Consider the following 11,978-nt stretch of genomic DNA (forward strand, 5'->3'; position numbering starts at 1 on the left):
CGCGGACGCACCGAAAAGTAGAGTTGACTACACCACGGCGACTTTCGATGACTGGCTCGCACAGAACGTTGCATGTTGTTTCGAAATGAAAGGTCCTCGGACGGCCTACCCGGATGCCTGAACTGTCACACACGCTTCTGGCGCGATGCGTCTCGATCGACATCGAGGTCGATCCTAAGACGGCACGGATTTTCGGGCTGGCAGCTGTTTGGCGCGAGGGGGCCGAGGTAATCGCTTCGCACAAAGGGCAGCTGGATCAGGCGCTCGATCAGATCGAAGTGGCATTGTCGGATACCACTCACCTGATCGGTCACAATATCCTACACCACGATTTGCCGCATCTAGTAGCGGTGAGGCCGCGATTGGCGGCGCTGGTTCTTTCTCCGATCGATACCCTTTGGCTGAATCCCTTGGCCTTTCCGCGCAATCCATACCACCACCTTGTGAAACACTATCAAGACGGGCGTCTGCAGGCGGGTCACATAAACGACCCGGAACTTGACGCCCGGCTGGTGTTCCAGGTTCTGGAGAACCAGCTCAGTGCCTTCCGTCAGTTGAAGGTCGAAGAGCCGGACGCCCTTTCTGCCTATCACTACCTGACGACGCGGGCAGAGCAGGCTGGAGGGTTTGATGCGGTGTTCAGGCACGTTCGAAGCGCAGCCGCACCTTCACACGAGACCGCAGAACGGGTGATCCGGCGTCTGCTTTCGGGCCGGGCCTGCGCGCTCGGTGTCGAGCAAACGTTGGGCCGGCTGTCGAGCCCGCAGCTCGGCTGGCCCATGGCCTATGCCCTGTCCTGGATTTCGGTCGCCGGTGGGGACTCGGTTATGCCGCCCTGGGTGCGGAAGCAGTTCCCTGAGGCCGCACGGATCGTAAGAGATTTGCGGGATAGTGCTTGTGATAGTCCAGATTGCGCTTGGTGCGGGGAAAAGAATGACCCCGCCCGGGCGCTGTTGCGCTGGTTCGGCTTCGACGCCTTCCGACCGCAGCCCGTGGATGAGACGGGTCGTCCGTTGCAGGAGCGGATTGTGAAGGAAACAATGCGAGGGCGGAGCCTGCTTGGCATCCTGCCTACCGGCACGGGAAAGTCTATCTGCTATCAGATCCCAGCGCTGACAAAATTCGACAAGACTGGGGCATTGACGGTGGTGATCTCGCCCCTTGTGGCGTTGATGGCCGATCAGGTGCAGGGGATGGAACGTGTCGGCATCTCCGCGGTTGTCACCGTCAACGGAATGTTGTCGATGCCCGAGCGGCAGGATGCACTGGACAAAGTGCGCATGGGCGACGCGGCGATGCTGCTGATCTCGCCGGAACAGTTGCGAAGCGTTTCGGTCCGATCTGTTTTAAAGCAGCGCGAGGTTGAGCTATGGGTGCTGGACGAGGCGCATTGCGTTTCGAAATGGGGCCACGATTTCCGGCCCGACTATCGCTATATCGGGAGATTCATACGGGAGTTCTCAGGAGATGAGCCGCCCGCTCCAGTGTTGTGCCTGACCGCGACCGCCAAGCCCGATGTGGTGCGCGACATCCGCGAGCATTTCCGGTCGCGGCTGGGCACCGAACTCATACTGCTCGACGGCGGTGCGGTGCGAACCAATCTAAGTTTTGAGGTAAGTTTGACGCAGCGGGGTACCAAGCTCGCAGACATCCTCGATGCGATCAACGCGAAGATGCCGCAGGAGGGAGTATCTGGTGCGGTCGTTTACTGCGCAACCCGTGAAGAAACCGAGCGTGTCTCAGAGTTTCTGAAACTGCAGGGCCTGTCGTCGGAACGCTTCCATGCCGGCCTGTCGCCCGAGGAGAAGCGCGACGTCCAGGAACGCTTCCGCACCGGTGATCTGAGGATCGTTGTTGCCACCAACGCTTTTGGTATGGGCATCGACAAACCCGACATCCGGCTGGTCGTCCACGGCGATATTCCCGGCTCGCTGGAGAACTACCTTCAGGAGGCAGGCCGCGCAGGGCGCGATGGGGCCCATGCCAATTGTGTGCTCCTGTTCGCAGGCGAAGACGTCGAGCGGCAATTCTCACTCTCCGCGCGCTCACGGCTTGCGCAGCACGAGATCGGCGCGATCCTCAAGGCAGTGCGGCGGCTCGACGAGCGGACGAAGAAGTCTGGCGAGGTCGTCGCCACTTCGGGAGAAATCGTGCGGGCAGACCGCGATCAGGAATTCGAGCGTGACAGTGCCACAGACGATACCCGCGTGAAGACGGCCATCTCCTGGCTGGAGGAGGCCATGCTGTTAACGCGCGAAGAGAACCGGGTGCGAGTGTTCCCGTCCTCCCTGCGCGTCCGCAGGCTAGAAGAGGCCAAGGCGATTGTCGACAGGGCTGCCATTACCGGTACGCGACGTACGCAGCTTGTAGACATTGTGCGGCATCTGATGAACGCTCCACCCGATGAGGGCGTCACGACCGACGAGCTTACGGGGGTAAGTGGCCTGACGGGCGGAGCGCTGAACAGAGTCATGACCGACCTCGAGATGCTCGGCATTGCTCGCAACGATCTGGCCGTAACGGTCTTTGTCCATGTCGGGGTCGAAGGATATTCGCAGCAGCGCCGTTCTGCGGCTGCGCAACTCGAGGCCAATCTGATCACTTTGATGCGCGAGTCGGCTCCCGATGCCGAAGGCGCCGGCGGCCAGCCGTTGAATCTAGCTGAGACCTGTCAGATCCTGCGCGACAAGGGGCATACGGCGGTACGCCCGGACATCGTCGAAAAGCTTCTGCGCGGCATGGCGCGCGACGGGCGCGATCAGGATGGTGGCAAGGGCAATGTCTGGCTCCGCAAGGTTTCGCGAAACACACTGATTGTGACACTGCAAAGGTCCTGGAATGCGCTGGAGCAGACAGCGGGATTGCGCCGACAGGGTGCGGAACTACTTCTCATGCATCTGATCGACAAGGTGCCCAAAGGCATCCGAGGCAAAGACGTTCAAGTCGAAACCACGATGGGCGATCTTCTCGCCGCCCTGAACGGGGATGCCCTGTTACGCGACACGGTGAAGGACATGACAAAACTCATGGATCGCGCACTACTATGGCTTCATGAGCAGGAAGTCGTAACGCTGGGAAAAGGGCTTACCGTTTTTCGTCCCGCCATGACGGTACATCTGAAGCCTGGCCGCGACGGCTTTACCCGGAAGGATTTCACCCCGCTTGAGGAGCATTACGCCGAGCAAACACTGCAGACCCACGTGATGGCGGCCTACGCCGAGATGGGTCTTGCCTCGATGGACCGGGCGCTGAAGTTGTCCGAGGATTATTTCGTTATGGATCGTAATGCCTTCATCCGCCGCTGGCTACCTGGGCATGAATCCGAATTCCGGCGACAAACCACCAGCGCCTCATGGAAGGCTATCGTCGAGGCGCTGGACAATCCAGTGCAGCAGAAGATTATTGCCGACGATCGAGAACAGACCAACGTCCTTGTGCTAGCGGGACCGGGATCCGGTAAGACTCGGGTTCTGGTCCACCGGATCGCCTATTTGATTCGCGTGAAGCGGGAGGACCCACGCGACATCCTCGTTCTTAGCTACAACCGCCACGCGTCAGCCGAAATCCGCGCCCGCCTGCGCCATCTGATCGGTGATGAGGCATACAGCGTCACCGTCTCTACCTGCCACTCACTCGCGATGCGTCTGGTCGGGGCGAGTTTTGCCGGCGGAGCGGCTGAAATCCAGGATTTCGATGAGTTCGTTTTGGAAGCGGTTCGGCTCCTGAATGGCGAGGGGCTCACGAGGACCGAGGCTGAGGCGCAACGCGACACGCTGATCCAGGGGTATCGTTGGATCTTGGTGGATGAGTATCAGGACATCGGCCCCGAGGAGTATGCCCTCATAGCCGCCATCGCGGGCAGATCACTGGACGATCCCGAACTGCGCCTTAGCCTTTTTGCAGTCGGTGATGACGATCAGAATATTTACGCCTTCGCGGGCGCGTCAGTCCACTTCATCCGCCAGTTCGAGGCAGACTACAAAGCCCGCCCCGAATTCCTGATCGAAAACTATCGCTCGACCCAGCACATCATTGAAACCGCCAACGCAGTGATCTCCGCGGCTTCTGACAGGATGAAGGCAGGGCATGACATCACTATCAACCGCAGGCGCGTAAAGGCCCCAGCGGGGGGCGCAATGGCGTCGCTCGATCCCGTGGCGCAGGGGCGGGTGCAGCTTCTCCAATGCCCGCCCGGCGATGTTGCACAGGCTGTCACGGCGGTGGACGAACTAGTTCGCCTGTCGCGCCTGGACGCTGACTGGAATTGGTCGCGAACAGCCATTATCGCGCGTGAGTGGCGGCGGCTAAACCCGGCGCGCGCTTATGCCGAAGCGCTTGGTATTCCGGTCCAGATGGCCAATGAGAGCCTGCCGAATATCTGGCGCCTGCGCGAGATGCAAAGCCTGATCGCCGCATTGCGGCGCGAACCTGCGCGGCTGATGGGAATCGCCAACTTGGTCGGGGCTCTCAATCGCCTGCCACCCAATCGCTGGACTGATCTGATTGCCGAAGGGATCGCCGCGCTGGCGCGGGAACTGGCCAACAAAACTATGCCCGTGCCCGATCTTATCGAATGGCTCGCTGAATGGGCTCGCGACACAAGAGGCGAGCAACGGGGGCTGCTCTTGCTGACCGCCCACCGCTCCAAGGGTCTTGAATTCGATGACGTGGTGATACTCGATGGCAACTGGGAGGCTTTCTCGAGCGGGGAGGACGCCGATGCACCCCGCCGCCTGTTCTATGTCGCCATGACCCGTGCACGCCGCAGTCTCGCGGTCATGGCCGCCGGCCGGCATCCTTTTGTACAGCCGGGAGGCAACTCGATCCTGCCGCGGCAGGTGAAGCCAGAGCTGGAAGCGATTGCCGGCGACATGCCCATCTATCAGATGCCAGACCTGAAGCTAGTCGATCTGTCCTGGCCTGGACGCCTTTTCGACGGAAATCCCGCGCTCGCGGCCATCACCGAGGCTCGCGTCGGCGATCCGATCGCGCTCCAGCCTGAGAACGGTGCATGGCTGATCCGGGATGCGAAAGGCCGGAAAATGGGCCGGTTGGCACGTAATTGGACACCGCCGGAGGGGCGCCATCTCAAGCGCGGTGAAGTAGGAGCAGTCGTTTGCTGGCGAAAGGCTGACAACAAGGAAGAATATCGCGATCACCTACGCCGCGACGAATGGGAAGTGGTATTACCAGAATTCGTCTTCGAGTGATCCTGGGTAAAGGCCACTCCGCATCGCTCAGATAGAATCGTGCCATCTCACGCTCCAGCGCACGGAGAATAGTCAGTTGCCCGCGAACTACTCTCAAGGCCTTGTTGGGGTTGAATGATCTGAGGATATTGAGGTTTTGATTTTACCGGAAAGTACGGATTGTGTGGCAGTTTTCTTGCAACATAGATTAGGGATTCTACGACTCGGCGAAGCGTGATTCTGTGGGCTGAGGCGCTTCTCCTGAGCGAGGTTAGCCCTTATTGATGTCACCACTCTCGCGACGACAGGAAGGCAACAGGCGCAACAGCCTCATCCGCGAACACCGCTGCCGTCAGCACCCCGCCATAGACGCAAGCCGTATCGATATTGACACGGTTGGGTCTGATCTCCGGGCGGGCGTGGTCGAGCGGTGTGTGGCCATGCATGATAAGTCTTCCATAATCGGCTTGCGACCGGTGGAAGCGGTCGCGAATCCACAGCAGCGCTTCCTTCGGCTGCCGGTCTAGCGGCAGATCGGGATCGACGCCGGCATGGGCGAAGAACCGTTTGCCGTCGTCGTAGGACAGGCGCAGCGATCTCATCCACGCAACATCGCCAGCGGGCAGCTCCTGAGGATCGCGTACGCCGTAGCTCGCCAGCGTTGCGGCTCCGCCATTGCTGAGCCAGTGAGATGGGTCACCGGTGTCAATGGCGTCAAGCAGCATTTCCTCGTGATTCCCCATCAGGCAGATCACGAAATCGGGATCGTGATGTTCGAGGCTGCGAATGGCCTCAATGACGGACCGGCTGTCCGGACCACGATCGATATAGTCGCCAATGAAGACCAGCCGGTGGCTTTGCCCGTTGGCATAGTCGCGGCACTGTTTGAGGCTCTGGAGCAGCGCCCTGTGGCACCCGTGAATGTCACCGATGGCGAAGGTGAATGCGGGCTCCATGGCGGCCATTCGGTTTGAGCTCCGACGCTTAGGTGAATCTGGTTCCTCTTAGCACATGGCGGAACCTTTATGGGCAAAGTGTTCCCGGGGCGTGATTGAGGCCAGGTTGATCCCATGTGGTGCATAAGTAACCGCCGGGATACCGGGCGTATTTCGCATGGCACGTCTTCGAGACGGGAAAACCTGACGCAACCGCACAATTTGATCCGCTCACGGAGTTTCCTGACAAGACAGTGGAATCGCGAAGCTTTTCCATTTCGCCACCCGGAGTCTGTCAGCATGTCGTTGCCGCCCCACAGCCGGCCCACGCGCGAACCGCACAGCATTTTTTGTTTGCCGCCACGTCCCCCGACACCACATGACGGGAGCAAAGATCAATTTGCATTCCCTTTAGTCAAGAGGAACACCGCCATGCGGAAACTGATCATCACACTCTCGCTTCTCCTGCTCCCGCTGATGGGAGGCGCCGCTCTCGCCGCCAGCGACAGCGGAACCGTGCGTTTCGTCGATACCCGCACCGGCATGCTGCAGCTTGCCGATGGCGCCAGCTACTATGTGCCGAACCGCCTGCCGCTCAGCCGCCTGAAGAAGGGCGACACGGTGCGCATCCAGTTCGAGAACCGCACCGGCGGTCCGGTCGTGAGCAAGATCGTGCGCACCGGCAGCAGCGATCGCGCCGTGCCGGTCATCACGCCGGCGCGCGATGCGCGGCGCGTGAACAAAAACTTCGGTATCGACAACGGCATGTGCAAGGTCACCGCGACCAGCAATCCCTGCTATATCGGCGCGCAGTAAGACGTAGGTAAAGATTATGAGAAGGGCTGAGGCGGCCTGCCGCCTTAGCCTCTGCTAGCCCAAGCCGCGCATCACCTGCGCCAGCTTCTCGATGGCGCGTTGCGTCGCGCGTCTGTCCGATGCGGCGAAGCCGAACAGCAATCCCTTGCGCGAAGGCTCGAAGCGATATTGCAGCGAGAGCGATGAGACATTGATGCCGTGCGTCTTCGCCGCCTCCGCGATCGCCCGGTCATCGCGTTCATCCTTGAACAGGCCGACGAGCTGGATGCCGCTGTCGGTGCGCCGCAGCTCCATCTCATCCTTCAGATGCCGGTCGAATTGCTCCATGAAGAACTGCCGCCTGTCCGCATAGAGCCGGCGCATGCGCCTGAGATGCCGGGTCAGATGTCCCTCGGTGATGAAATCGGCGAGCGCTGCCTGCGTGATGAGCGGCGCGAACTGGCCGGAGCAGCTCATCGCCGCGATCAGGCGGTCGCGCACATCCATCGGCACCACCATGTAGCCAAGCCGCATCGCCGGAAACAGGATCTTGGCGAAAGTGCCGACGAAGATGACGCGCGCATCCCGGGCGATGCCTTGCAGCGCCGGAATGGGCTGGCCCTGGAAGCGGTATTCGCTGTCATAATCGTCCTCGATCACCCAGGCATGCCATTCCGCCGCCATGCGCAGCAGATTGAGGCGCTGCGCCATCGCCATGGTGAGGCCGAGCGGATGATGGCAGGAGGGCGTGGTGAAGATCACCCGCGGTGGCGTCGCAAGCGGGGTGAGGTCCCAGCCGCGATCGTCGACGCGCAGGGGCTCGAGCCTGGCGCCGGCGGCGATGAAGGCGGCGCCCGCGCCATAATAGCCGGGCTCTTCCATCCACACCGTCTCGCCGGGGTCGGTGAGAAGCCGCGCCAGAAGGTCGAAGGCCGCTTGCGCGCCATTGGTGATGACCACCTGCTCAGGCGCGCAGACGACGCCGCGCGATGCGGTCAGATAGCGCGCGATCGCTTCGCACAGCGGCGGATAGCCCATGATGTGATAGGTGCCGAAGAGATCGCCGCGCGCCTGCTTGGCCCGCCGGTTCAGAAGCTTCGACCAGGTGTTGAAGGGGAAATTGTCGGCATCGGGAAGGCCCGGATGGAAGGCGGTGATGCCGGGCGTGCCATGATGGAAGGGCTGCTCGCTCATCACCCGGCCGCGCCGCGACAGCGCGGCATCCCCGGTCGGGCTTTCGGCCGCGGGCCGTGCCTCGGATGCGGGCAGGCCCTTCACCACGGGGGCGGAGCCCCGCTCGATGGCGAGGAAACCTTCCAGCGCCAGCTGCTCATAGGCGGCGATCACGGTGTTGCGGCCAAGGCCCAGGTCGCGCGCCAGAAGGCGGGTCGAGGGCAAGGCGGTGCCGGAAGGCAGCATCCGCCTTTCGATCAGCTGGCGCAGCTGCCGGTAGATCTGCCGGTCGAGATTGATGCCTGAGGAGCGGTCGAGCTGCAGAGTCTCCAGGCGATAGCCGGCCGTCATGCGTGGTTCCCTAAAATCCCCGGCATCTGGTTCTCCGCAGGGAACCACCATAGGGCTAGTCTGGCTTTCAACACAACTGTCATCCCGGCGAAAGCCGGGACCCATTGAATAAGCGCAAGCGGGCGGCGCTGCCCTGTTTGGATCGCATTCAGGGGATCCCGGCTTTCGCCGGGATGACGGAGTGAGGGCAGGGCTCCAACGAACCGGGCAGCAGACAATGCCGGGGTGGTCAGGGATGGGACGCATCAGGGTAGGGGTGATCGGCGCGGGCGGCATCGCCCAGATCGAGCATGTGCCCAACCTCCTGCGCCTCAGGGACCGTTTCGAGCTCTTAGGCGTCTGCGATCCTTCGGCCATTGCCCGGGATTTCATGGCCGACCGCTATGGCATCGCCACTTTCGAAAGCGTCGAGCATCTCCTGCATGTGCCGCTGGACGCCGTCGTCATCGCCTCGCCCGATGCGCTGCACAAGGAGCAGGCGCTTTCTGCCTTGGCAAAGGGGCTTCATGTCTTCTGCGAGAAGCCCCTCTGCTATGGCAGCGCCGACATTGCCGAGCTGATCGCCCAGCGCGACAAGGCCGGGCGCGTCCTCCAGGTCGGCTATATGAAGCGCTTCGATCCGGCCTTCGAGGCAGCGCTCGATCTCCTGCCCGGCGACGCCTCGGCGCTGCGCCACATCTGCGTCGAAGTGACCGATCCCGATGCCTGGCCCTTCATCCGCCATCATGAGTGGCGGCGCGGCGATGACGTGCCGAGGCCGCTCATCGCCGCGGTGGCGCGCAAGCAGAAGGAGCAGGTCGCGCGCGCCGTGGGCCTGAAGCTCGACGATGCCGCCTATCGCGGCTTCTGCGCCGCCTTTGCGTCATCGCTGGTGCATGACGTCAATGCCGTGCATGGCTTGCTCGACCGCCTCGGCATCGAAGATGGCGAGGTCACCGGCGCCGCCCTCTATGCCGGCGGCGATGGCGGCCATGGCAGCGTGAAATTGCGCGGCGGCCAGGCTCTGTGGACGATGACGCATCTGACCGTCCCCCGGCTTCCCGATTATCGCGAGCGCATCAGCCTTTATTTCGACGATGCGACGCTCGAGCTCGAATTCCCCTCGCCCTGGCTCAATCACCAGCCCACCCGCCTCACGCTGAAGCGCGCCCGCGGCCACCAGCTCCATGTCGAGGACATCCGCGTCGGCTATGAGGAAGCCTTCATCGAAGAGCTCAAGGGCTTCGCCGATGCAATTACCGGTGAAGCACCCCAGCGCAACACCGCCGAAGAAGCCGCCCGCGACATGGACCTGCTCTGCGCTCTGGCGCGCGCATCAATACCCTCGCCCCGCTTCAGCGGGGAGAGGGAGGGACCCATTGCGCAGCAATGGGAGGGTGAGGGGCATATGAAACGAGGAGTCCCCGCGTGAAAGTCCGCATCGGCATCAACCCCATCACCTGGACGAATGACGATGTGCCGGAGCTCGGCGGCGACACGCCGCTCGAGACCTGTCTTTCCGAGACGAAGCAGGCGGGCTATGCCGGCACCGAGCTGGGCGGCAAGTTTCCGCGCGACGCCGGCGTGCTGAAGCCCATCATGGCGCGCCATGGGCTCGCTGTGATCTCGGGCTGGTATGATGGGCGCTGCGCCGAGAAGGAGGTCGCGGCCGAGATGGAGGCGATCGGCCCGCATCTGACCCTCCTGAAGGAGATGGGCGCGAAGCATGTGGTCTATGCCGACACATCGCTCGGCCGCCACGGCGCCATCTGGGCCCCGATCTCTCAACGTCCCTCGCTCAAGCCCGATGAATGGCCGGTCTATGGAAGGAAGCTCACGCAGCTCGCCGAGCGCATGGCCGATTTCAGCGTGCGCATGGCCTTCCATCACCATATGGGCACGATCGTCGAGACCGATGCGGAAGTGGGCCTGTTGATGCGCCACACCGGCGAGGCGGTCGGCCTCCTTTATGACACTGGCCATTCTATCTTTTCCGGCGGCGATCCGCTCGCCCTCGTCAAGGCGCAGGTGAAGCGCATCGTCCATGTCCATTGCAAGGATGCGCGCAAGCCCGTGCTTGAACGGGCGCGCCGCGATGATATGAGTTTCATGGGCGCGGTGATGGACGGTATCTTCACCGTGCCGGGCGACGGCTTCATCGATTATGCTGCCATCCTGAAAGTGTTGGCGGCGAATGGTTACGAAGGTTGGCTGGTGGTCGAGGCCGAGCAGGATCCCAGGAAGGCGCATCCGCTCACTTACGCCACCATGGGCTTCCGCAACCTGTCGTGCCTGGCGAAGGAGGCAGGCTTTACCGTGGTGAACTAAATCCCACAATCCGTCATCCCGGCGAAAGTGACGCAACTGCGTCGCTTTCGCCGGGATGACGACAATAAGAAACTAGCCGAAGCATAACAACCAGGAGGAAACGCAAACATGATCTCGAAACTGATGAAACCGCTGCTCGGCCTTGTGGCCGCGCTCACACTGATGTCCGCCGCATCGCTCACCGCCGCGGCGGATGAAACCCGCGTCGTCTTCGTCACCCATGGCCAGTCGGGCGATCCCTATTGGTCGGTGGTCAAGAACGGCATGGACGATGCCGCCAAGACTCTGGGCGTGAAGGCCGAATATCTGGCGCCCGAGACCTTCGACATGGCGAAGATGGCGCAGATGATCGATGCCGCCACCGCATCCAAGCCCGACGGCCTCGTCGTCTCGATCGCCGATCCCGCCGCCTTGAGCGGGCCGGTGAAGAATGCGGTCGCTTCCGGCATTCCGGTCATCGTGATCGATTCGGGCGGCGGCAAGCTCACTAAGGAACTGGGCGGGCTCCTCTATCTCGGCCAGAGCGAATATGAGGCGGGCGTGCTGGCGGGCGAGCGCATCGCCAAGCTCGGCGTCAAGAAGGCGGTCTGCGCCAATCACGAGGTCGGCAATGTCAGCCTCGATGACCGCTGCGCCGGCTTCGCCAAGGGCCTCGGCGCCGATGTGCCGGTGCTCAATGGCGTGATGGACCCGACCGAGATGAAGAACCGCATCATCGGCTATCTCAACGCCAATCCGGGCACCGAGTTCATCCTCACCGTCGGCATCGGCGGCGCCGAGCCCGGTCTCATGGCGCTGGACGAGCTGGGCCTCGCCGGCAAGGTGAAGATCGGCACCTTCGACCTGTCGCCCACGATCCTCAAGGCCACGGCCGACGGCAAGATGGAATGGGGCATCGATGCGCAGCAATATGCCATGGGTTATGTTCCAGTGGTGATGTTCGACCTGTGGAAGAAATACAAGATCGCCCCCATCGCCGACTACCCGACCGGCCCCGGCTTCGTCACCAAGGAGACTGCGGCGTCGGTCATCGAATTGTCGAAACAGGGCAAGCGGTAGAAGCATCACTTCCCCTCCCCCCTGCGGGGAGGGGTTAGGGGTGGGGGTCGGGTGGTGTTGCAGATTGGGTAATATTCACTGCTCAAAGAAATCCCGTGAGACCACCCGACCCCCACCCCGACGCTTCGCGTCGACCCTCCCCGCAAGGGGGAGGGTCATGTTGGAGGAA

At 62.1% G+C, this 11,978-nt stretch carries 7 protein-coding genes; 5 read left to right on the forward strand and 2 right to left on the reverse strand.

Translation table 11 applies throughout. The features are described 5' to 3' along the window. Positions 1 to 113 precede the first annotated feature (113 nt). Entirely contained in the window at positions 114 to 5,210 is a 5,097-nt protein-coding gene (locus DT068_RS03230; protein ID WP_119388353.1) for a RecQ family ATP-dependent DNA helicase, read from the forward strand. 266 nt (positions 5,211 to 5,476) lie between these two features. Here DT068_RS03230 and DT068_RS03235 read toward each other — a convergent pair whose 3' ends face one another. Beyond that, on the reverse strand, positions 5,477 to 6,154 hold the full coding sequence (locus tag DT068_RS03235) for a metallophosphoesterase family protein (RefSeq protein ID WP_368904398.1): 678 nt from the start codon (positions 6,152 to 6,154) through the stop codon (positions 5,477 to 5,479). A 402-nt stretch (positions 6,155 to 6,556) separates the two neighbouring features. Between DT068_RS03235 and DT068_RS27910 the strand changes: the two genes are divergently transcribed. After that, positions 6,557 to 6,940 carry a DUF1344 domain-containing protein gene (locus tag DT068_RS27910; RefSeq protein ID WP_162913986.1) on the forward strand — a complete coding sequence of 128 codons (384 nt, stop codon included), beginning with the start codon at positions 6,557 to 6,559 and terminating at the stop codon, positions 6,938 to 6,940. A 54-nt stretch (positions 6,941 to 6,994) separates the two neighbouring features. On the opposite strand, the gene mocR is transcribed toward DT068_RS27910, so the two are convergent. Further along, on the reverse strand, positions 6,995 to 8,443 hold the full coding sequence (mocR, locus tag DT068_RS03245; RefSeq protein WP_119388355.1) for a rhizopine catabolism transcriptional regulator MocR: 1,449 nt from the start codon (positions 8,441 to 8,443) through the stop codon (positions 6,995 to 6,997). Between the two features lie 235 nt (positions 8,444 to 8,678). Between mocR and DT068_RS03250 the strand changes: the two genes are divergently transcribed. The 3 genes from DT068_RS03250 (at position 8,679) to DT068_RS03260 (ending at position 11,809) form a co-directional block, all read left to right on the forward strand. Next, the gene (locus DT068_RS03250) at positions 8,679 to 9,854 is read left to right on the forward strand and encodes a Gfo/Idh/MocA family protein (RefSeq protein WP_119388356.1); all 1,176 of its coding nucleotides are present in this window, start codon (positions 8,679 to 8,681) and stop codon (positions 9,852 to 9,854) included. Beyond that, a complete protein-coding gene (gene iolE / locus DT068_RS03255) occupies positions 9,851 to 10,750 on the forward strand; it encodes a myo-inosose-2 dehydratase (RefSeq protein ID WP_119388357.1) in 900 nt (299 codons plus the stop codon). The genes DT068_RS03250 and iolE overlap by 4 nt, the downstream gene beginning before the upstream one ends. Positions 10,751 to 10,858: 108 nt before the next feature. After that, a complete protein-coding gene (locus DT068_RS03260) occupies positions 10,859 to 11,809 on the forward strand; it encodes a rhizopine catabolism ABC transporter substrate-binding protein (protein WP_119388358.1) in 951 nt (316 codons plus the stop codon). Positions 11,810 to 11,978 lie beyond the last annotated feature (169 nt).

It is taken from the genome of Taklimakanibacter lacteus, assembly GCA_003576695.1.
In the GTDB taxonomy this organism is placed as follows: domain Bacteria; phylum Pseudomonadota; class Alphaproteobacteria; order Rhizobiales; family Aestuariivirgaceae; genus Taklimakanibacter; species Taklimakanibacter lacteus.

Bases quoted from the DNA above. Each gene is read 5' to 3' on its own strand.
- DT068_RS03250 (WP_119388356.1), top strand. From the start codon at position 8,679: ATGGGACGCATCAGGGTAGGGGTGATCGGCGCGGGCGGCATCGCCCAG.
- DT068_RS27910 (WP_162913986.1), top strand. From the start codon at position 6,557: ATGCGGAAACTGATCATCACACTCTCGCTTCTCCTGCTCCCGCTGATG.
- DT068_RS03235 (WP_368904398.1), bottom strand. From the start codon at position 6,154: ATGGCCGCCATGGAGCCCGCATTCACCTTCGCCATCGGTGACATTCAC.
- mocR (WP_119388355.1), bottom strand. From the start codon at position 8,443: ATGACGGCCGGCTATCGCCTGGAGACTCTGCAGCTCGACCGCTCCTCA.
- DT068_RS03260 (WP_119388358.1), top strand. From the start codon at position 10,859: ATGATCTCGAAACTGATGAAACCGCTGCTCGGCCTTGTGGCCGCGCTC.
- DT068_RS03230 (WP_119388353.1), top strand. From the start codon at position 114: ATGCCTGAACTGTCACACACGCTTCTGGCGCGATGCGTCTCGATCGAC.